Genomic DNA, 21,656 nt, shown 5'->3' with positions numbered 1-21,656 from the left:
CGCGCCAGCGTCACGCGGGCCGCGCCGACCGAGCCTGCGAGGGAGGCGCGGTGCCAGCTGGTGCCGCGCCTCCCGTCCGTCATTCACCCATCTGCCCGCAGAACGTCCCGGCGGAACGAGCGGTACACGTGGCAGGATGGGCCCGTCAACCGACGAGGGGAACGGGACGACATGGGGAAGATCCACGGCAACGACCCGACGGGGTACTCATACGGAGACGCCGACGGACTGAAGTCCGCTGCGACGGGGCTCGCGAGCGCGATCAGCGGCCAGAAGGGGTCACGGGCGTCGTACGTCACGACCGCGAGCCGGGAGTTCCGGGGGTACTTCTCCCAGGTCTTCGCGGACAACGCCGATGTCGCCTCACGCGGGGCGTCCGAGCTCGTCGACGCGCTGCAGAGTCTGTCCGGCTTCGTCGAGCAGCTGCGTGAGGCCGCGAAGCAGGAGGACGACCGGCGGGCGAAGGCGAAGGCCTGGGCGGCGCGCAAGAAGGAGCGCGAGGACAACTTGTTCGTCGCCGCGACCCACGAGGTCGGGACGTGGTTCGGCGCCGACGACGACCCGAAGCCACCGGAGCCGGAGCCCGAGCCGCACCGCCAGGCCGACGCCGTGACGGTGAGCGGCCGGACCATCCCGGCCGGTGGGGGTGGCGGAGGCGGCGGCACGTCGTCTGCGGTGCCCGCAGACCTCCGGTCGTTCCAGTCCGGCATCCGGTCGTGTGACGAGTCACTCGCTGGTGCGGTCTCGACCTTCCGCAACGCGCTGACCGACTACGAGTCCGGCTGCAACCCGTGCTGGGGCACGCTGAACGCGCAGTCGCTCGTGACCGCCGTCAACGACTGGCTGACCGCGAACGGGCAGGACGCGGCCTGGGCAGGGACCGTCGCGGCGCAGTTCGAGGCCGCAGGCGGTGGCACCGGACCCGCCACCCTGTCGGACGCCTCGATCTCGGCAGCCCTGGCGGCGGCCGGCATCGACGCCACCCGCGACGACCTCACCATCGGCCCGTTCTCGGCGATGGGCACCCCGCCGACGAACGGCTTCGCCGACGACCCGGTGAACACCGCGACGGGCAACTTCCTCGAGCCGGAGACGGACCTGCGCTTCGGTGGGGCCGGGGCAGCGCTGCACTTCTCGCGGATGTACAACTCGCTCGACACCCGGGTCGGGTGGTTCGGCATCGGCTGGTCGTCGGTGCTCGACGTCCGGTTGGAGCTCGGCGACGAGGTCGCGTCGATCGTGCTCGACGACGGACGCCAGGTCGACTTCCCCCGGGACGGCGACGGCTGGGGACGCGGGGTCGGCGAGGACCTCTGGCTCCGCCGTGAGGACGCCGTGCTCGTCGTCGCCGACAACGCCGGCGGTCGATGGACGTTCACGCCCGCCGGGCTCTGGCTCGGCACCGACCGGGGGCCGGGCACCGGCGTCTCGGTCGTCCGGGACGCCGACGACCGGATCACCCGGCTCGAGCACGAACTCGGCCGCGCGGTCCACGTCGAGTACCAGGACGACCGCGTCGCCTCCGTCTCGGCGTCGGACGGCCGCCGTGTCGAGTACCGGTACGACGACGCCCGCCGCCTCGTCGCCGCGCAGGACGCGGTCGGCACGCGACGCTACCGGTGGGACGACGCGGGCCTGGTCGACCAGGTAACCGCGGCCTCCGGCGTCGTCGAGTGCGTCAACGTGTACGACGCGCAGGGCCGTGTGGTCGAGCAGCGCACCCCGTTCGGACGCACCGTCCGGTTCGCGTACCTGCAGGGCCGGGTGACCTCGGTGTCGGACACCGACGGAACCGCCACGAACACCTGGATCTCGGACCGGAAGGGCCGCGTCGTCGGGATCGTCGACGCCGACGGCCGCCGTCAGTCGATGTCGTACGACCCGCACGGCAACCTGGTCTCGGTCACGGAGCGCGACGGCCAGACGACCGTCCACGGGTACGACGACCGTGGCCGACGCGTCCGCACCGTGACGCCGGAGGGCGCCGACCTGACGTACGGCCACGACGAGCAGGACCGCGTCACGACGATCGTCACGGCGGCCGGTGGCGTCGTCGAGTACGAGTACGCCGACGCAGCGGACCGCAACCCGTCGGTCGTCGTCGACCCCGTCGGCGGTCGGACCGAGCTCGAGTGGCGCGGCGGTGTGCTCGTCCGGTGCACCGACCCGACCGGGGTGACCGTCACCTTCCACCACGACCGGTTCGGCGACGTCGTCGGCATCGAGAACGCCGACGGCGCGGTCGCACGACTCGAGCGCGACGACGCCGGTCGTGTCGTCGAAGCCCGGACGCCCCTCGGCCACCGCACGCGCTACCGGTACGACGCCTCCGGACTGTTGACCTCGCGTGAGGAGCCCGACGGCGGCGTGTGGCGGTACGAACACGGTCCGGGCGGCCGGGTCACCGCGACGGTCGACCCCACCGGTGCACGGACCGAGCTGAGCTACGGACCGCACGGCCAGGTCGTCGCGACGACGGACCCGCTCGGTCGGGTCGTCACGAAGGACTTCGACGCGCTCGGCAACGTGACGACGGCGACCCTGCCGGACGGGGCCGAGTGGCGCTTCGTCCACGACGCGCTCTCGCGTCTCGGCACCGTGGTCGACCCGGCCGGCGGCAGCTGGGCCCGCGAGTACGACGCAACCGGGCAGGTCAGCGCGACCGTCGACCCGACCGGCGTCCGGACCGAGACCGAGCGCGCACGTGTCGACGGCATCGCGGTCGTGCGGAACGCGTTCGAGGACGTCACCGTCCGCACGGACGAACTCGGTCGGCCGCTGTCGGTCGAACACGCGGACTCCTCCGCGGAGCTGACCACCTACGACGCCGCAGGACGCCCGGTGGAGCTCGTCGACGCCGACGGTGGTCTCACGGTCATCGAGCGCGACCGGGCCGGTCGGGTCGTCACGGTGACCACGCCCGCCGGGCGGACGAGCCGCTACGAGTACGACCGCTGTGGTCGTCCCGTCGCCGCCGTCGACCCGGCCGGCGCCCGCACCACGCTGACGTACGACGCCGATTCGCGGATCACGGCGCGGACGATGCCCGACGGGACGGTCGCGCGGACCGAGTACGACGCCGTCGGCCGTGTCGTGCGCTCCCAGGTGCCGGGCGTCGGCACCGCGGAGTACCGGTACGACCGGGTCGGTCGGGTCGTCTCGGCACGTGACTCCCGGTTCGGGCAGCGGTCGTTCCGGTACGACGCCGCCGGCCAGTTGACCGCCGCGGTGAACGGACTCGGTGGGGTGACCCGCTACGAGTACGACGAACGCGGGCGCCTCGTCCGCACCACCGACCCACTCGGCGGTGTGACGGTCCGGACGTACACGCAGCTCGACAAGGTGGCGACGTCGACCGACCCGCTGGGACGAACGACCACCGCGACCTACGACGCGGCCGGCCGCCAGCTGACCCAGACCGACCCCGACGGCAGGACCCTGCGATGGGAGCACGACGCCGCCGGGCTCGAGGTCGCCCAGTACGCCGACGACGCACTGCTCGCCCGCATCGACCGCGACCCGCGCTCCCGGACCGTCACGATCACCGACCACACCCGTGGCGGGGATCCGGTGGACCACACGCTGGATTACAGCCGGCTCGGACAGCTCGTCCGTCGCAGCACCGGCTCCCGTGAGACCCGGTGGAGCCACGACGCCGACGGCCTCCGCACCGCCGTGTACTCCCCCGACGGCACGGTCACCCGGTACGACCGCGATGCCGTGGGTCGTGTCAGCCGTGTCGAGCACACCGCCTTCGGCGAGGTCCGGTACGACCACGACCCTGCCGGACGCCTGACGGGCCTCCGGGCCGGTGACCAGCTGCAGTCCTGGCGCTACGCGGACGGCCAGCTCGTCGAGCACACGACGACCGACGCCGACGGGTCCGACGTGACCCGCATCGAGCGGGACCCCGACGGGCGGATCCTGTCGGTGGACGGCCCCGCCGGACGGACCAGGTACGGCCACGACGACGGGGCACAGCTGGTCTCCGCCGAACTCGTGTCAGCTATGGGTTCTGACCACCGGTCCGACTGGGTCTACGACGCAGCCGGACGGCTCGTCGAGGAACGCACCGATGATCGAGTCCGCCGGTTCCACCACGACGCGGCAGGTCAACTCCTCCGGGTCGAGGACGGTGACGAGTCCGTCACCTACGAGTACGACGGGCGCGGCCAGCGCACGCGCGAACTCCGGAGCGACGGCAGCACCACCGACTCACTCTGGGACGCCCGCGGGTGGCTCACGGGCACCCGGACACAGGGTCCGGATGGCTCAGCGTCGACCAACCTGACGGTCGATGCCCTCGGCGAACTCGCCGATGTCGACGGTGTCCCGATCGCCTGGGACACCGCGGCGGCCACGCCGACGCTCCTCGCTGTCGGCGACGCTCCGGTCCTCCGTGCTCCCGGTGGCATCACCGGAGTCGGTGACGCCTGGACGACCGCCGGTTGGCGCAGCGCTCGTGCCGCATCGGAAGCGGACCCGTGGCAGGTCCTCGCCGACGTCGGAGGCGCGTCCCTGCCCGCAGCCCTCGGTCTGGGTGCCGACGGCACGCTGCAGGTCGCCGGCCTGGAGTGGATGGGCGCCCGCGCCTACGACCCGACCACGCGCGGGTTCCTCTCCGTCGACCCGCTCGCTCCGCCCGCCGGAGCCGCGTGGGGTGGCAACCCGTACTCGTTCGCCGGGAACGACCCGCTGCACGCGCTCGACCCGCTCGGGCTCGCGCCGATCACCGACGCCGAGCTCGAGGCCTACGCCGCCAGTGAGCAGGGTCCCCTGGCCCGGGCCGCAGCGGCCACGGGAGAATGGTTCAAGGACAACTGGGAGTACGTCGCCGGTGGCGCGATGGTCGTCGGCGGTGGACTCCTCATGGCCACCGGCGTCGGCGGCCCGGTCGGCATGATGCTCATCAGCGCCGGCGCGGACACCATCATCCAGAAGGCCACCACCGGCGAGGTCAACTGGGGGCAGGTCGCCGTCAGCGGAGCGTTCGGCGCGGTCGGCGGCGGCTTCGGTGCGGCGATCGGGAAGCACTTCGTCGGGAACGCGGTCGAGGGCGCAGTCGAGAACGTCGCGAACACCGTCGTCAGTGGGCAGCCGGTCACGCCAGGCAGCCTGCTGCGAAACGCCGCGGAGGGGGCGGCGACGTCGGCAGCCACCGGCGGGGTGCTCAACAAGGTGCATCTGCCGACAGCGGTGAACAAGCTCGGCGACGAGCTCCCGACGCCCTTCGAAGGTCAGAAGATCTACCGTGTCTACGGCGGAGATGCTCAGCCGACCGGTGCCTCATGGTCGCCGTCCCACCCTGGGTCTGTTGCCAACTACCGCGACGTCGCAGGACTACCGTCAGGGAAGACCGGGCCCGATTACAGCGTGAACTCGGGGCGGTTCCTGCTCGAAGGGACGTTGCGCGACCCCAGCGCGGTGGTGAAGACGAGGGCAGCGCTTCCCCTGGACGGCAACCGAGGCGGACTAGACGAGTACATCATCCCGAACGGCATCGACAAGGGCGCGATCCAGCTCGATCGCGTCAGCGGCATCAATCCGGAGTTCTGACATGCAAGAAGTCTTCTTCCTCTCGTCCATGGACAGCAAGCGGTTCTCGTCTGTCTTCCGGTGCGAAGTGGAACGACCGATCGAGCTCCCGAACGGTCATCATGCACTGATGGTCAGCTGCGATCCGCCGCTGAACGGTCAGGAGCTCGGCCATCCACTCGGCATCGGGGAGCTGTTGCTCTGGAGCCGGTTCGAGGACGAAGACCTCTGGACCTTCCCTGCCTTCCCGCACTTCGTGCAGATCTGCCTCCCTGACGTCGATCTGCCTGCCCATGCCATGCCTTCGAGCATCGCATGGGGCGAGATTTACAAGACCGAGGCCGACGCGTACGCCCACGAGATGAGCGCTCGCACGCGCTCCTCGACGACGTGATCGAGTTGGTCGGCAAGCTCCCGCAGACTCGCGAACCGCACTCCGAGGCAGCAAGAAGCGATCGGTGAGAGCGAGCGAATGAGGACCATGTCGTTCCGCAGGAGATCAGGCCACCCGGCAACCAGGAGACCCCAGCCCGACTTCGTGACGTACCACCGCTTTATCGGCTCACAGCCGATGGGCGTCCTGACGTTCCGCAACGTCGTCAACGGGATGACCATCCCTCCCCTGCGCTGGCTCGTCACCGACCTGGACATGGTCGCGCTGCCCCACTCGGACCTCAATGTCGTCGAGTGGGAGCAGAAGGTTCACGACAGCAGCGGCGCCGGGCTGTGGATCACCGACGACGACATGCGGCGCTTCGTCCGGGAGAACCACCAGATGATCGACGGCGAGTTCTTCGGCTCACCGATCGGCAGCACCACGACGGACGCCTCGCAGGCAGTGATCCGCATCGACTTCTTCGACAGCACGACGGTCACCGTCACCCTGGATCGTTCGGTGATCGGGACCTCCTGGGAGTTCGAACTGTTCCTCGGACCCGGCGTTCTCGCTTCCGGCATCGGGAGCCGCGACGAGGAGATCGCCTCCGAGCAGCGCCGCGCACAGGACGAGCAGCGCCGCGCACAGGAGGAACGTGACGGTCAGCAGATCCGCGCACTCGTCCGCGCGTGCCTCCAGAACGCTCGGATCGACGAGGCACCGGCGCTCCTCACCCAGCTCGACGCAGTGGTCGACGTCACGCCCTCAGGGCCGCGCGCCTGGTCGCTCGAACTCGAACGCGACGACCTGCCACGCGTCGACCTCCCCGACGGACCACTGCCGGAAGCCGCCAGTTACCGAACCGACGCCGAGGCAGTCGGGGGCGAGTTGCTCATCTGGGCGCACGACGGCAGGATCCAGATGGTCGAGCTCCCGTGGTTCACCGACGAGATGCCGACCGAACTGCCGCGTCTCGATCAGCTCGTCTTCCCGGCAGAGCGAGACGCCGGAGACGGCGAGAGGACACCGTGACCAACACCACGTCGGCCCCCATCCAACTGCACGTCGCCGGCGACACGGTCGACGCCATCGCGATCGACACCGCCGTCACCGTCCGCTTCTCGAGCGGAGCGACCCTCCGGTTCGAGACCGGCTTCGCGCTGACCGAGAACGACGGCACGCACACCTTCATGGAGCCCGGCGATCCGCCCTCGCTCCTGCCGCTCCTCGCCCTGCACACGAAGGTGGTGGAACGCGGCACCGTCACCGGCGCCCGCATCGCCGTCCGCTTCGCATCGGGTGAGCTGCTGGAGGGGTGGTCCCACCGCGACCGGCCGTCGTGGCACTGGTCCGAACCAGGACGAGCGCGCCTGGACATCGACGTCCTGACCGGCGGCGAGGTCGACGCCCGCACGCTGCCCGGAGGGACGCCGTCATGAGCGCAGGAGTGGGTCGCGACGGCCCCGGAGGAGGCTCCGTGACCGACGACCACAGGCTCGATCTCACCAACGCCCGGGTGGACGTCCTGACCGTCACCCTCCAGACCTCCATCGAGTTCTCGAACGGCACGACGATGCAGTTCGAGGCCGAGTTCGCGATCACCGGTCCGGACGGGGAACGCCGGATCGTGGACCCGACGGACCCGACGTCGCTCGCACCCGTCCTGGCCCTGCACGGCGACAGGGTCACGAACGCGACACTCGACGGCGCCGACCTCCGGCTCGACTTCGCATCCGGGACGGTCCTGGAGGCCTGGCCCGACGAGTCGTACGAGTCGTGGAACCACCACGGCGCCGGGCCGGAGCCTCGGGTGATCATCGCCATGCCCGGCGGTGGCCTGGCAGTCGTCGACCCACCAGCGACGTCCGACTGACCAGTCGTGCCACGATGAGGGTGTCATCGGACGAGGGGAACGGACGACGTGTTCGGCAAGCGCAAGAAGGACCAGCCATCGGGCTCCGAGTTCCACCAGACCAACAGTGAGCAGCAGCTCTTCGCGCAGTTGTTGGCCGAGACCCGGGCCAACCCGGAGAAGCTGTTCACGATCGAGATGATCGATCGTGGCAACCCTGGCCGCGACCTCGACGATCGTCTGAAGCGACTCCGCCACGCGGGCGTGACGATGACGCGGCCGTCCTCGGCCGAGGGTGTCCCGCCACGGTCGTCGTCGCACTCCGAGTCCGGGACCGCCGAGACTCCCGCCGACGAGCTGCTCCCGCTCAGCCGCGAACCCTTCACCGTCGAGGCCGGTGACGTCTTCTTCATCCCGGACGGCGGCGGCAGCGTGCTGCTCGGGCACGTCCTCGCGACGCTGCACGGCGCCGTCTACGTCGCGGTCTTCCAGCGCCCCGAGGACCTGCCGCGACCCGCCGACCCGCTCGTCGTGCTCGCCACGCAGCCGGTGGTGGCCGGGCTCACCCTGCCGGCGCGGTTCCAACCGGGCATGTGGGAGGTCGTCGGCAACGTCGCCCCGGACACCGACCGTCTGTTGCCCGCGTACACCTGGGGCACCGACCTCGACGGCGTGCACGTCACCGACTTCTCCGGGTCGCGCTCCCGACCGGCGACCGAGATCGAGGCGACGACGATCCCCCGCCGCGTCGTCGTGTCGCCGTACTTCATCGACATCGCCGTGCGCGCCGTGGTCGGCCTCGTCGACTGGCACCCCGACTTCGAGCACCTCCGCTACCGCTCCAGCCCGCGGTCCGTCGACCTCTTCCCCGACAGCTGAAGCTGGTAGCCGTTCAAGTTTCCGTCCCCCGCCGAGGGTGTCCCGCCGCGGTCGTCGTCGCACTCCGAACCACGAAGTGTCGAGATGCCCACCGACGAGCTGCTCCCGCTCAGCATCAGGAAGGAGGAGGCCGGATGACCTCGACAGTGCCGCAGGACCTCGAGATGGTCACGTACACGATCGCCGCTGATCGAATCGCGCTGCCCGACCTCGTGCAGTTCTTCTCAGAACTCGAGGCACCCGAGCTCGTCTGGGTCCTCACGACCATCTACGCCGTCACGTCCCCTGACCAGTGGGTCGAAGCACTCCCACTCGAACGCCGAGTCGACGCCGCGGCGGAACCAGGGCTCATCCTCAGCCACGCCGAGGCGAGGGACATCGCCGACAGCATCTGGCAGCTCATCGACGGCGAGTTCCTCGGGTACCTCCGCGGCGCCGACCTGACCGACGAGACCAACCTGGTCGTCCGCATCGACGCGTTCGACAGCGGCGAATGGACCGTGACGGTCCGACCACCGCTCACGACGATGAGCGATGCCTTCGACCGGACGTACGGCCCAGCGCGGCCCGGTCGACCGGCGACCCGTCTCGAGGAGTTCGGGCCAGGCCGGCAGACGGCGACCTAGATGCTCGCTTCGTAGCCGTCCCACTGTGCGCCGGAGGTCTCCGCGGTGATCCCTTCGAAGAACCGCACCGCCTCGCCGAGTCGGGCGTCGTCCACGAGCACGTTCTGCTGATCGGCGGCGACGTACCACTCCGCACCCGACGGCTTGACTGCGACGTTCCACCCGGCGGCGGCGATCCGCGCGGAGGCTGCCTTGGCGGACCCTTCGTCCGGGAAGTAGACGAAGTGGACCCAGTCGCGCGGCTGGGACAGGTCGCCGCCCCGCTGCACGATCTGCTGCAGCACGGGGTTCGTCGGCAACGAGGGCACCGTCTCGGGGCGCTTGCGGAACGGCCACATGGGTCGAGTGTCGCAGACGGTACCAACGGCGGACGGGAGGCGCGGTGCCAGCTGGCACCGCGCCTCCCGTCCGACCGCCGGTCCCGTCTACCGCGCGTCGGCTGTCGGCCGCACCACGTCGTTCAGCCACGCCCGGATCCGCGCGTCGAACCACTCCGCGTCGTGGTTCCAGAGCTTGGTGTGCCGGGCGACGTGCGCGACCTCGAGCCGCACCAGGTCCGGTCGGGCGGCGGCGAGGGCGTACGACGCCGATGCGGGCACGAACCCGTCGTCGTCGCTGTGCAGCAGCAGGATCGGCACCTGCAGTTCGTCGGCGCGGGCGACCATGTCGAGTTCCCGCAGGTCGATCGGCTGGTCCAGTCCGGCGACCCGGTGGACGACCGGCGTGCGGAGGACCCACTGCGCCACCTTCCGCACCGGTCGGGGCAGCCGGAGCGCCCGGCTCTGCGACTTCAGGACCGCGTGCCAGTCGACGACCGCCGACTCCAGGACGACGCCGCTGACGAGCCCTGCGAGCCCCGAGCGCACCAGGGTCTGCAGGACCACGGCACCGCCCATCGACCAGCCCATCAGCACGACGCTCGTGGCACCCTGCTGCGCGACCCAGTCCAGGGCGGCGTCGACGTCCTCCCACTCGGTCGACCCCAGGCCGTAGCGGCCGTCCGGGCTCGGTGGTGCGACCCCGTCGTTCCGCCACGACACCAGCAGCACCGAGTAGCCGGCCGCGCGGAACACCGGCACCGCGCGGATCGTCTCGGCGCGGGTGACACCGCGGCCGTGCACCAGGACAGCCCAGGGCGCGGCCGGGTCGTCGGTGCGGACGACCCAGGCGGGCGCGGGGCCGTTCGGGGTCTGCACGTCGACGTCCTCGACCGGCACCCCGAGCTCCCCCGGGGTCAGGTAGAACCAGCCGCCCCACCGGCCGCGTCGGGCCACGGTGGGGTCGCCGGCGTCGACGGCGATGACCCGACGGGTGACGGTCGTGTCGGTGGTGTCGAGCACCTCGCCGACGCGCATGTGCCCCGTCGCGCCGCCGAACCACAGGCTGTACCGACCCGGGGACTCGGTGTCGGGACTGCGTCCCAGGGAGACGGTGCGTGCCTCCAGGTCGACGGCGGTGATCGGCACCCGCTCGGTGCGCTTGCGGTCCGGGGTGACCACGGCCCGGGCGACGGCGGCGACCGACCCGGCGACGACGGCGACGCCGACCGCGGCGGTGGTGATGCCGGCGCCCAGCGCGAGGAGGCCGACGGACCGGACGGCATCGGGACGGCGGGCCATGCGGGCCTTCCAGGACGAGGACGACTGCGGGCAGCACGACTGCGCGCGGAACGGCGTGCCGCCCGCGCCGGTGCTCGGTCCGGAGCCTAGTCTGCATCCGTGCCCGAATCCCGAGACCCCGACGCCGAACCGGAGGCGTTCGCGCGTCTCCGCGCGTTCGTGTCGAGTGGCAGGACCCGCACCGAGACCACGGTCACCGAGATCCCGTCGCCGAGCCGCATCGCACCCTTCTCGCTCGCCCTGGCGGCGGACGTGTCGGGCGTCGTGCACGGTGTGGACTCGGACCTCGGCACCGGACGCTTCATCGCCCTGCACGACCCCGCAGAGCCGGAGGGGTGGGGCGGCGCGTACCGCATCGTCACCTTCGCGCAGGCCCCGCTCGAGCCGGAGATCGGCGTCGACGAGTTCGTCGCCGACGTCACCTGGAGCTGGCTCGTCGACGCCCTCGAGGCGCACGGTGCCCGGTACGGCAACGCGTCCGGCACCGCGACGAAGATCATCTCCCGCGGCTACGGCGAGCTCGCGGCTCAGGGCGACGGCGCCCAACTGGAACTGCGGGCCTCGTGGACGCCCCTCGACGACGACCTGACGCCGCACGTGCAGGCCTGGGAAGAGATCGTGGCGATGCTCGCCGGACTCCCCCCGGCCTCGGACGGTGTCTCGCTCCTGGCCCCCCGGAGGCTCGCCCGTGACTGACGCCGATCCCGCATACGAGGACGCGCACGCCGCTGTCCACGTCATCGAGGAACGCGACGAGTACCTCGACGCCGTCGCACGGCTCGCCGCCGGTACCGGCCCGGTCGCGGTCGACGCCGAGCGCGCCAGCGGCTACCGCTACTCGCAGCGCGCCTACCTGATCCAGATGTTCCGCCGCGGGTCCGGCTCGTTCCTGTTCGACCCGATCGCGATCGGTGACTTCAGCGACCTGCAGGCCGCACTCGTCGACGAGGAGTGGGTGTTCCACGCCGCGTCCCAGGACCTGCCCTGCCTCCGCGAGGTCGGCCTGGTCCCGACCCGGATCTTCGACACCGAGCTCGGTGCCCGCATCGCCGGGTTCCCCCGTGTCGGCCTCGGCGCGGTCGTCGAGCAACTGCTCGGCATCACGCTCGCGAAGGCGCACTCCGCCGCCGACTGGTCGACCCGCCCGCTCCCGCAGGCGTGGCTCGTCTACGCCGCGCTGGACGTCGAACTGCTGCCCGACCTCCGCGACTCGCTCGCCGAGGTCCTGGACGCTGCCGGCAAGACGCGGATCGCGGAAGAGGAGTTCGCGGCCGTCCTCGCTCGCGGCCCGAAGCCCCCGCGTGCCGAACCGTGGCGTCGACTGTCCGGCATGAACGTGCTCCGCGGCGCCCGGGCCCTCGCGATCGCCCGGTCACTCTGGCAGGCGCGGGACGCTTACGCGCAGGAGACCGACATCGCCCCGGGACGCACCATCCCGGACTCGGCGATCGTCGCCGCCGCCGCTGCTGCCCCGGCCTCCCGCGCCGAACTCGGTGCGCTGAAGGCCTTCACCGGCCGCGCCAGCCGCTCCGAGCTCGACCGCTGGTGGGCCGCCGTGGAAGCGGGCCAGGCCACCGAGGACCTGCCACGTCTGCGAGGCGGGGGCGAGCCGAGCCTCCCACCGCCCCGCGCCTGGGCCGAACGCAACCCGGCCGCCGACCGTCGGTACCGTGCGGCCCGCGCGGCCGTCACGGCGCGTGCGGCGGAGCTCGACCTCCCCGTGGAGAACCTGCTGACGCCGGAGACGCTCCGTCTGGTGTCGTGGAACCCGCCGAAGACCGTCGCGACCGAGACCGTCGGTGCGACGCTCGCATCGCACGACGCCCGGCCGTGGCAGGTCGAGCAGACCGCGTCGGTCATCGCGCACGCGTTCGAGGTCGCCGCGGACCGGTCCGTCGAGGACCCGGCGGCCGCGGTCACGGCGACCACGGCCTCCCGTCCGGACGAGACGACGGCGGACGCCGACGACGCGACGCCCGACGCCGGCGCGCCCGGTGCGGTCGGTGCGGTCGGTCTTGTCGCAGACGGACAGACCGACGCCACGACCGGGACGACCGGCTCGTAGGAACCGCCCAACCGACGTGCCCCCGCCCAGCCGGGGGTACTAGCGTCGGAGCGTCGCCGGGCGAGGCCCGGCCGGTCGGGGTGACACGTCGCTCCGGCCCGATCGTTGTGGATCTGGAGGCTCGCATTGCCGAAGACATCAGACGTCGTGTTCGTGGACGGTGTCCGTACCCCGTTCGGCCGCGCCGGTGAGAAGGGGGTGTTCTGGCGGACCCGCGCCGACGACCTCGCCGTGCACGCGATGCGTGGCCTGCTCGACCGGAACAGCTCGCTCGACGGTGCCGCCGTGGACGACGTCGCCGTCGCCGCGACCACCCAGCAGGGCGACCAGGGCCTGACCCTCGGCCGCACGGTGGGCATGCTCGCCGGCCTGCCGAAGACCGTCCCCGGGTACGCCATCGACCGTATGTGCGCCGGTGCCATGACGAGTGTCACGACGCTCGCCGGTGCCATCGCCTTCGGTGCCGCCGACATCGCCATCGCCGGCGGTGTCGAGCACATGGGCCGGCACCCGATGGGCTTCAACGCCGACCCAAACCCCCGCTTCGTCGCGGAGCGCATGGTCTCCAGCGACGCCCTCGTCATGGGCGCCACCGCCGAGCGCCTGCACGACCGCTTCCCCGCCATCACGAAGGACCGCACCGACGCCTTCGCCGTGCAGTCCCAGCAGCGCTACGCCGCCGCCTGGGGTGCCGGCAAGCTGCAGCCGGACGTCATCCCGGTCGAGGTCAACGCCGGAGCAGGCTGGGACATCGTCTCGGCCGACGAGCCGCCACGACCCGGCACCACCCTGGAGGCCCTGGCCGCGTTGAAGACGCCGTTCCGGCCCCACGGACGGGTCACCGCCGGCAACGCCGCCGGGCTGAACGACGGCGCGACGATGAGCCTCCTCGCGTCCGAGGACGGCGCGAAGCAGCACGGTCTGGCGACGAAGATGCGCATGGTCTCCTTCGCCTTCATGGGCGTCGACCCAGAGGTCATGGGCGTCGGCCCCATCCCCGCCACCGACAAGGCACTGCGGAAGGCCGGGCTGTCCATCGACGACATCGGACTGTTCGAGATCAACGAGGCCTTCGCCGTGCAGGTCCTGGCGTTCCTGGACAACTACGGCATCGCGCAGGACTCCCCGAACGTGAACGCCTGGGGTGGCGCGATCGCCGTCGGCCACCCGCTCGCGTCGAGCGGTGTCCGCCTGATGAACCAGCTCGCGGCCCAGTTCGCCGAGCGCCCCGACGTCAAGTACGGCATCACCACGATGTGCATCGGGCTCGGCCAGGGCGGCACCGTCATCTGGGAGAACCCGAACTTCAGCAAGTCCGCGGCACGGAAGGCGGCCTGACCATGACCACCACCCCGATCGACCAGCTGACCGCCCTGAGCGAGGACGAGGTCGTCACGCACTCGTACGTCAAGCACGTCGCGCTGCCCTCCGGCGGCACACTCGCGCTGATCACGCTCGACAACGGCAAGGACTACAAGCGCCCCTCGACGCTCGGCCCGCGCACGATGCGCGAGCTGTCGGACGTGCTCGACACGCTGCGTGAGGCCGCGTCGGCGGGCACGATCCAGGCCGTCGCGATCACCGGCAAGGAGTACTGCTTCGCCGCCGGTGCCGATCTCTCCCAGGCGGCGGCGCTCCCCTCTCGCGAGGTCGCACACGAGCTCGGTGTGCTCGGCCACGCGACGCTCCGGAAGTTCAGCGAGCTCGGTGTGCCGTCGTTCGCGTTCGTCAACGGCATCGCGCTCGGCGGCGGGCTCGAGGTCGCGCTGCACTGCACCTACCGCGTGTTCTCGTCCGCTGCCCAGGGCATCGGGCTGCCCGAGGTCTTCCTCGGCATCATCCCGGGATGGGGTGGTGCGACCCTGCTCCCCCGCCTCATCGGTCCGGAGAAGGCCCTGCGGGTCATCGTCGAGAACCCGCTGAAGAACAACCGCCTGATGGACGGCCCGGCCGCGGTCGACCTCGGTATTGGCGATGTGCTGATCCCCTCGGTGACGTTCCTGCCGTCCGCGGTCGCCTGGGCTGACGGCGTCGTGTCCGGCCGCACCAAGGTCGTGCGGAAGAACGAGCCCGGACTGATCGAGAAGGCCGCCTGGGGCACCGTCGTCAAGGTCGCCCGTGGGCAGGTCGCGTCGAAGATCGGCACGGTCCCGAAGTCGCCGTTCCGCGCACTCGACCTCGTCGCCGCCGCCCGCAGCGGTTCGTTGGACGAGCGCTTCGCCGGGGAGGACGACGCCCTGGCCGACCTGCTCGCCGGGGACCAGTTCGCCGCGTCGATGTACGCGTTCGACCTCGTGCAGAAGCGGGCGAAGCGTCCGGTCGGCGCTCCCGGGGGCGTCGACGCGAAGAAGATCACCAAGGTGGGCGTCCTCGGCGCCGGACTCATGGCGTCCCAGTTCGCGCTGCTCTTCGCCCGTCGTCTCGGTGTGCCGGTCGTCATCACCGACGTCTCGCAGGAGCGCGTCGACGCCGGTGTCGCCCGGATCCGCCAGTCCGTCGACGAGATGCTCGCCAAGGGCCGCCTCTCGCAGGACGACGCGAACCGCATCACCGCACTCGTCAGCGGCTCGGTGTCCTACGAAGCGTTCGCCGACGCCGACTGGGTGATCGAGGCCGTCTTCGAGGAGATGGGCGTCAAGCAGGAGGTGTTCCGGAAGATCGAGCAGGTCATCGCTCCGGACGCCATCCTCGCCACGAACACCTCGTCGCTCTCCGTCGACGAGATGGCCTCGGTGCTGACGAACCCGGAACGCCTCGTCGGCTTCCACTTCTTCAACCCGGTCGCGGTGATGCCGTTGCTCGAGGTGGTCCGAGCCGCGAAGACCTCCGACGAGGCCCTCGCCACCGCCCTCGCCGTCGCGAAGACGCTGAAGAAGACCGCCATCGTCACGGCCGACCAGCCGGGCTTCGTCGTCAACCGGGTCCTCGCACGCGTCCTCGGTGAGGCCATGCGTGGCGTCGAGGAGGGCACCTCGTTCGAGACCGTCGCCGACGGTGCGGCTCCCCTGGGCCTGCCGATGTCACCGTTCGAACTGCTCGAGCTCGTCGGCCTGCCGGTCGGTGCGCACGTGCTCGACTCCCACCACGCGGCCTGGCCGGAGCGCTTCTACCCCGGTGACGGGCTGAAGCGGATCGCGGAGCACGGGACGATCCTGACCCGCGACAAGAAGGGCAACGCGACCGGGTACGACCCCGCTGCCGTGAAGCTCGTCGCACCGTCGAAGAAGGACGCCGCACCGGTCGACGCTGCCGAGATGCAGCGTCGCTTCGAGGACGCCCTGGCCGACGAGGTGCACCGCATGCTCGAGGACGGGGTGGTGCAGCACGTCGAGGAGATCGACCTCGGCATGATCCTCGGCGCGGGCTACCCGTTCCAGGCCGGTGGCATCAGCCCGTACCTCGACCGCTCCGGTGCGTCCGAGCGCGTCTTCGGCGGCACGTTCCACGAGCCGCCGATCGTCGGCCCCGCCTCCCGCTAGCGCGCACGGCGCTGGCGCTGCTCGGCGCACGGCGCGGCTCGGCGCACGGCGCGGCTCGGCGCACGGCGCTGACTGGCTCCGCACAACAGAAACCGCCCCGAACCAGGGGATCCCGTGGTCCGGGGCGGTTTCTGTTGTGCGCCGCCGAAGTGCACCGGGCGCGACGGGCGCCGCGCGACGGGCGTCAGCGCTCGGCGGACTCCCGCGACCGCGCCGGCTTCGCCTGGGGCAGCTTCGTGCCGACGACCTGGTCGATGACGTCGCGGGCGATCGCCTGCGCGGTCAGCCCCGCATCGCTGAGGATCTGACTCCGGCTGGCGTGGTCGATGAACGCGTCCGGCAGACCGAGCTCGTTGACGCCGGTGTCGACCCCGGCAGCGCGGAGGTCCTGCCGCAGCCGGGTCCCGACGCCACCAACACGGACGCCGTCCTCGATCGTGATGACCAACCGGTGGTCGCGGGACAGGTCGATGAGCGACGCCGGGATCGGCACCACCCAGCGCGGGTCGACGACGGTCACACCGATGCCCTGCGCCTCGAGCAGCGCGGCGGCCTCGAGCGCCGTCGGCACCATCGAGCCGACGGCCACGATCAGGACGTCCTCGGCCGATGTGGCCTGGTGCAGCACGTCGACCCCGTCGTCGAGCCGTCGGAGCGCGGGGATGTCCAGTCCGACCTGACCCTTGGACCACCGGAGGACCGTCGGCGCGTCATCGACCGCCACGGCCTCCCGGAACTCCTCTCGCAGGGTGACGGCGTCGCGTGGGGCGGCGATCCGGATGCCGGGGACGACCTGCAGCAGCGCCAGGTCCCACATCCCGTGGTGCGAGGGACCGTCCGGACCGGTGATGCCGGCACGGTCGAGGACGAAGGTGACGCCGGCCCGGTGCAGGGCGACGTCCATGAGCACCTGGTCGAACGCCCGGTTGAGGAACGTCGCGTACAGCGCCACGACGGGGTGGAGTCCCCCGTACGCCAACCCTGCGGCCGTGGTGACGGCGTGCTGTTCGGCGATGCCGACGTCGATGACCCGGTCCGGGTGCGCCTGCTGGAACAGGTGCAGTCCGGTCGGACGGAGCATCGCGGCGGTGATGGCCATGATCCGCGGGTCCTCGTGGCCGACCTCGGCGAGCGTCGCGGCGAAGACGGAGGTCCACGACGGACCCGAGGCCTTGTCGAGCGACTCGCCCGTCTCCGGGTCGATGTGCCCGACGGCGTGGAACTGGTCCGCCTGGTCGCGGAGGGCGGGCTCGAAGCCGTGACCCTTCTCGGTGATCGCGTGCACGATGACGGGCGAGCCGTAGCCCTTCGCCTGCCGGAGCGCCGCCTCCATCGCCTGCTGGTCGTGCCCGTCGACGGGTCCGACGTACTTGATGTCGAGGTTCGAGTACAGCGCCTCGTTGTTCGTGAAGCGCGACAGGAAACCGTGCAGGCCGCCTCGGAGCCCCCGGTACACCGCACGTCCGGGTGCGCCGAAGTGGTCGGCAGCGGCCCGGCTCTTCTCGTACAGGGTGCGGTACTCGCGTCGGGTCCGGACGGAGCTGAGGAAGCGGGCCATCCCGCCGATCGTCGGCGCGTACGAGCGGCCGTTGTCGTTGACCACGATCACCAGTCGGCGGTCGTTCTGGTCCGAGATGTTGTTGAGCGCCTCCCACGTCATGCCACCCGTGAGGGCGCCGTCCCCGACCACGGCGACGACCGTGCGGTCGGACTGCCCGGTCTGCTGGAAGGCACGGGAGATGCCGTCCGCCCAGGACAGCGACGAGGACGCGTGCGACGACTCGACGATGTCGTGCTCCGACTCGCTCCGCTGCGGGTAGCCGGCGATGCCCCCACGCTCCCGCAGACGCGAGAAGTCCTGCCGGCCGGTGACGAGCTTGTGCACGTACGACTGGTGACCGGTGTCGAAGACGAACGGGTCGTGCGGCGAGTCGAAGACCCGGTGCATGGCGAGGGTCAGCTCGACGACGCCCAGGTTCGGCCCGAGGTGCCCGCCGGTCTTGGCGACCTCGGCGACCAGGAAGGTGCGGATCTCCGCGGCGAGGTCGGTCATCTGCGCGTCGGAGAGACGCTTCAGGTCGCGCGGCGACGTGATGCTGGCGAGCAGGCTCACGGGCGCTCCTTTCGTACGGCGGTCGGCCCACTCTATGCGCGCGACCAGCGGACGGACTGGAGGCGCGGTGGCAGCCCGCCACGCGCCTCCCGTCCTCCGCGGAACGCAACGAGAGCGGCTCCCCGCAACGGAGTACCGCTGCGGGGAGCCGCCCAGGTTGCGTTTTGCGGGGTCAGACGAGCGAACGGAGGACGTACTGCAGGATGCCGCCGTTGCGGTAGTAGTCGGCCTCACCCGGGGTGTCGATGCGGACGACCGCGTCGAACTCGATCGGCTGCTTGCCGGCGGGCGAGTGCTCGGTCGGCTCGGCCGTGACGTGCACGGTCTTCGGCGTGGTGCCCTCGTTGAGCGCGGTCAGACCGGAGATCGAGATGGACTCGGTGCCGTCGAGCCCGAGGGACTCGATCGACTCCCCCGCCGGGAACTGCAGCGGGACGACGCCCATGCCGATGAGGTTCGAGCGGTGGATCCGCTCGAAGCTCTCGGTGATGACCGCCTTGACGCCCAGGAGGCTCGTGCCCTTCGCCGCCCAGTCACGGGAGGAACCGGAGCCGTACTCCTTGCCGCCCAGGACGACGAGCGGGGTGCCCTGCGCCTGGTAGTGCTCGGACGCGTCGTAGATGAACGACTGCGCACCGTCGGGCGTCGTGAAGTCGCGGGTGTAGCCACCCTCGACGCCGTCCAGGAGCTGGTTGCGGAGCCGGATGTTCGCGAACGTGCCGCGGATCATCACCTCGTGGTTGCCGCGACGTGAGCCGTAGGAGTTGAAGTCCTTGCGGTCGACGCCGTGCTCGCCGAGGTACTTGCCCGCCGGGCTGTCGGCCTTGATCGATCCGGCCGGGGAGATGTGGTCGGTCGTGACCGAGTCGCCGAGCTTCGCGAGCACGCGGGCACCGGAGATGTCCGACACGGCGTCCGGCTGCATCGTCATGCCGTCGAAGTACGGGGGCTTCCGCACGTAGGTCGACTGCGCGTCCCATTCGAACGTGTCACCGGTCGGGGTCGGCAGGTTCTTCCACCGGTCGTCGCCCTCGAACACGGAGCCGTACTCGTGGGTGAACATCTCGGTGTCGATCGACGAGTCGATGACCTGCTGGACCTCGGCCGTGTCGGGCCAGATGTCCTTGAGGAAGACGTCGTTGCCGTCGGTGTCGGTGCCGAGCGCGTCGGTGTCGAAGTCGAAGTGCATCGAGCCGGCGAGGGCGTACGCGATGACCAGCGGCGGGGACGCCAGGTAGTTCATCTTCACGTCGGGGTTGATGCGTCCCTCGAAGTTGCGGTTGCCCGAGAGCACCGCGGTCACGGCGAGGTCGTTGTCCTGCACGGCCTGCGAGATCTCCTCGGGCAGTGGGCCCGAGTTGCCGATGCAGGTGGTGCAGCCGTAGCCGACCGTGTAGAAGCCGAGGTCCTCGAGGTAGGTCGTCAGACCGGCCTTCTCGTAGTAGTCCGTGACGACCTTGGAACCCGGCGCGAGGGTGGTCTTGACCCACGGCTTGGCCTTCAGGCCCTTCTTCGACGCGTTGCGCGCGAGGATGCCCGCGGCCATCATCACCGACGGGTTCGACGTGTTGGTGCACGACGTGATCGCGGCGATCGCGACGGCACCGTGGTCGATCGTGAAGGGGTCGCCTTCGGCGATCGCGACCGAGGTCGGCTTCGAGACCGTACCGGGCGCGCTGGAGGCGTGGACCGGGACCTCGGACGCCGGAGCGTCCTGCAGGTCGTCGACGGCGTGCTCGTCACCGGGGGCAGCGGCCACCGGGTCGGACGCCGGGAACGTGTCCGCGACGGCCTTGTCCTCTTCGGTGTGCTCGATGCTCGCGTAGTTTGCGAGGTCGACCTCGAACTGGTCCTTCGCCTCGGACAGGACGATGCGGTCCTGCGGGCGCTTCGGGCCGGAGATCGAGGGGACCACCGTCGAGAGGTCGAGCTCGAGGTACTCCGAGTACGCCGGCTCGACCGAGGGGTCGTGCCACAGACCCTGCGCCTTCGAGTAGGCCTCGACCAGGGCGATCTGCGCCTCGTCGCGACCGGTCAGCCGCAGGTAGTCGAGCGTGACGTCGTCGACCGGGAAGATCGCGGCCGTCGAGCCGAACTCGGGGCTCATGTTGCCGATGGTCGCGCGGTTCGCGAGCGGCACCGCGCCGACACCCTCGCCGTAGAACTCGACGAACTTGCCGACCACACCGTGCTTGCGGAGCTGCTCCGTGATCGTGAGCACCACGTCGGTCGCGGTCACACCGGCGGGGATCGCACCCGAGAGCTTGAAGCCGACGACCTTCGGGATGAGCATGGAGACCGGCTGGCCGAGCATCGCCGCCTCGGCCTCGATGCCGCCGACGCCCCAGCCCAGCACCCCGAGGCCGTTGACCATCGTGGTGTGCGAGTCGGTGCCGACGAGGGTGTCCGGGTAGGCGTACGTCTCGCCGTCGAAGTCACGCGTGTAGGTGACCTTCGCCAGGTACTCGATGTTGACCTGGTGGACGATGCCGGTGCCCGGCGGGACGACCTTGAAGTCCTCGAACGCCGTCTGGCCCCAGCGGAGGAACTGGTAGCGCTCCCCGTTCCGCTCGTACTCCAGGTCGGTGTTGCGCTGGAGGGCGTCGGAGCTGCCGAAGAGGTCCGCGATCACCGAGTGGTCGATGACCATCTCGGCCGGGGACAGCGGGTTGATCTTGTTCGGGTCGCCGCCGATCTCGGCCATCGCCTCGCGCATGGTGGCGAGGTCGACGATGCACGGCACACCGGTGAAGTCCTGCATGACCACGCGGGCCGGGGAGAACTGGATCTCGGTGTCCGGGTCTGCCTCCGGCTTCCACGAGCCGAGGGCGCGGATCTGGCCTTCGGTGACGTTCGCGCCGTCCTCGGTGCGCAGGAGGTTCTCGAGCAGCACCTTGAGGCTGTACGGGAGCTTCTCGTGCCCGGGCACGGCGTCGATCCGGTGGATGGCGTAGTCGACACCCCCGACCGAGAGCGTGTCCTTCGATCCGAAGCTGTTGACTGCAGCCACTGTGCCGCCTCCTGAGTTGATCGGTGTGCCCTCATCCTCGCGGGCCGCGGGACGTCCCACCAGCAAGGTGAACCTAAACCCGGGGACTCCGTCGTGCCCGGA

15 protein-coding genes are annotated in these 21,656 nt (G+C 70.8%); 11 read left to right on the top strand and 4 right to left on the bottom strand.

Annotated elements, in window-relative coordinates:
• Positions 1-171 precede the first annotated feature (171 nt).
• The 7 genes from DEJ33_RS04705 (at position 172) to DEJ33_RS04675 (ending at position 9,268) form a co-directional block, all read left to right on the top strand.
• On the top strand, positions 172-5,556 hold the full coding sequence (locus DEJ33_RS04705; RefSeq protein ID WP_111194374.1) for a DUF6531 domain-containing protein: 5,385 nt from the start codon (positions 172-174) through the stop codon (positions 5,554-5,556).
• A 1-nt stretch (position 5,557) separates the two neighbouring features.
• Positions 5,558-5,929 carry a hypothetical protein gene (locus tag DEJ33_RS04700; protein WP_111077845.1) on the top strand — a complete coding sequence of 124 codons (372 nt, stop codon included), beginning with the start codon at positions 5,558-5,560 and terminating at the stop codon, positions 5,927-5,929.
• Between the two features lie 144 nt (positions 5,930-6,073).
• On the top strand, positions 6,074-6,943 hold the full coding sequence (locus tag DEJ33_RS04695) for a hypothetical protein (protein ID WP_146242522.1): 870 nt from the start codon (positions 6,074-6,076) through the stop codon (positions 6,941-6,943).
• The gene (locus DEJ33_RS04690; protein ID WP_111077847.1) at positions 6,940-7,350 is read left to right on the top strand and encodes a DUF6188 family protein; all 411 of its coding nucleotides are present in this window, start codon (positions 6,940-6,942) and stop codon (positions 7,348-7,350) included. The genes DEJ33_RS04695 and DEJ33_RS04690 overlap by 4 nt, the downstream gene beginning before the upstream one ends.
• A gap of 38 nt (positions 7,351-7,388) precedes the next feature.
• The gene (locus tag DEJ33_RS04685) at positions 7,389-7,784 is read left to right on the top strand and encodes a DUF6188 family protein (protein WP_111077848.1); all 396 of its coding nucleotides are present in this window, start codon (positions 7,389-7,391) and stop codon (positions 7,782-7,784) included.
• 48 nt (positions 7,785-7,832) lie between these two features.
• Positions 7,833-8,642 (top strand): hypothetical protein, encoded by an 810-nt coding sequence (locus DEJ33_RS04680; protein WP_111194372.1) that lies wholly within the window; start codon positions 7,833-7,835, stop codon positions 8,640-8,642.
• A 134-nt stretch (positions 8,643-8,776) separates the two neighbouring features.
• Positions 8,777-9,268 carry a hypothetical protein gene (locus DEJ33_RS04675; RefSeq protein ID WP_111077850.1) on the top strand — a complete coding sequence of 164 codons (492 nt, stop codon included), beginning with the start codon at positions 8,777-8,779 and terminating at the stop codon, positions 9,266-9,268.
• Here DEJ33_RS04675 and DEJ33_RS04670 read toward each other — a convergent pair.
• Positions 9,265-9,606, bottom strand: a complete 342-nt coding sequence (locus tag DEJ33_RS04670; protein ID WP_111077851.1) for a ribonuclease E inhibitor RraB — start codon at positions 9,604-9,606, stop codon at positions 9,265-9,267. The genes DEJ33_RS04675 and DEJ33_RS04670 overlap by 4 nt on opposite strands.
• 87 nt (positions 9,607-9,693) lie before the next feature.
• Positions 9,694-10,887, bottom strand: coding sequence for a S9 family peptidase (locus DEJ33_RS04665; protein WP_111194371.1), 1,194 nt, complete (start codon positions 10,885-10,887; stop codon positions 9,694-9,696).
• 99 nt (positions 10,888-10,986) lie between these two features.
• Between DEJ33_RS04665 and DEJ33_RS04660 the strand changes: the two genes are divergently transcribed.
• The 4 genes from DEJ33_RS04660 (at position 10,987) to DEJ33_RS04645 (ending at position 16,431) form a co-directional block, all read left to right on the top strand.
• Positions 10,987-11,583 carry a DUF3000 domain-containing protein gene (locus tag DEJ33_RS04660; RefSeq protein WP_110902428.1) on the top strand — a complete coding sequence of 199 codons (597 nt, stop codon included), beginning with the start codon at positions 10,987-10,989 and terminating at the stop codon, positions 11,581-11,583.
• Positions 11,576-12,952, top strand: a complete 1,377-nt coding sequence (locus tag DEJ33_RS04655; RefSeq protein ID WP_111194370.1) for an HRDC domain-containing protein — start codon at positions 11,576-11,578, stop codon at positions 12,950-12,952. The genes DEJ33_RS04660 and DEJ33_RS04655 overlap by 8 nt, the downstream gene beginning before the upstream one ends.
• 126 nt (positions 12,953-13,078) lie before the next feature.
• On the top strand, positions 13,079-14,290 hold the full coding sequence (locus tag DEJ33_RS04650; RefSeq protein WP_111194369.1) for a thiolase family protein: 1,212 nt from the start codon (positions 13,079-13,081) through the stop codon (positions 14,288-14,290).
• Between the two features lie 2 nt (positions 14,291-14,292).
• On the top strand, positions 14,293-16,431 hold the full coding sequence (locus DEJ33_RS04645) for a 3-hydroxyacyl-CoA dehydrogenase NAD-binding domain-containing protein (RefSeq protein WP_111194368.1): 2,139 nt from the start codon (positions 14,293-14,295) through the stop codon (positions 16,429-16,431).
• Between the two features lie 184 nt (positions 16,432-16,615).
• Here the strand turns inward: DEJ33_RS04645 and dxs are convergent, their stop codons facing one another.
• Together dxs and DEJ33_RS04635 are read right to left on the bottom strand one after the other, a co-directional pair.
• Entirely contained in the window at positions 16,616-18,544 is a 1,929-nt protein-coding gene (gene dxs, locus DEJ33_RS04640) for a 1-deoxy-D-xylulose-5-phosphate synthase (RefSeq protein WP_111194367.1), read from the bottom strand.
• A gap of 172 nt (positions 18,545-18,716) precedes the next feature.
• Positions 18,717-21,554 carry an aconitate hydratase gene (locus DEJ33_RS04635; protein ID WP_111194366.1) on the bottom strand — a complete coding sequence of 946 codons (2,838 nt, stop codon included), beginning with the start codon at positions 21,552-21,554 and terminating at the stop codon, positions 18,717-18,719.
• Positions 21,555-21,656 lie beyond the last annotated feature (102 nt).

Origin of the sequence: Curtobacterium sp. MCPF17_047 (assembly GCF_003234045.1) — a bacterium.
GTDB lineage: Bacteria > Actinomycetota > Actinomycetes > Actinomycetales > Microbacteriaceae > Curtobacterium.
Note: the sequence above shows the minus strand (reverse complement) of the source record. Positions and strands in the feature narration are given on the sequence as shown.

Excerpts from the sequence above, each read along its gene's own strand:
- DEJ33_RS04705 (WP_111194374.1), top strand. The coding sequence starts at position 172 with ATGGGGAAGATCCACGGCAACGACCCGACGGGGTACTCATACGGAGAC.
- DEJ33_RS04700 (WP_111077845.1), top strand. The coding sequence starts at position 5,558 with ATGCAAGAAGTCTTCTTCCTCTCGTCCATGGACAGCAAGCGGTTCTCG.
- DEJ33_RS04675 (WP_111077850.1), top strand. The coding sequence starts at position 8,777 with ATGACCTCGACAGTGCCGCAGGACCTCGAGATGGTCACGTACACGATC.
- DEJ33_RS04670 (WP_111077851.1), bottom strand. The coding sequence starts at position 9,606 with ATGTGGCCGTTCCGCAAGCGCCCCGAGACGGTGCCCTCGTTGCCGACG.
- DEJ33_RS04665 (WP_111194371.1), bottom strand. The coding sequence starts at position 10,887 with ATGGCCCGCCGTCCCGATGCCGTCCGGTCCGTCGGCCTCCTCGCGCTG.
- DEJ33_RS04645 (WP_111194368.1), top strand. The coding sequence starts at position 14,293 with ATGACCACCACCCCGATCGACCAGCTGACCGCCCTGAGCGAGGACGAG.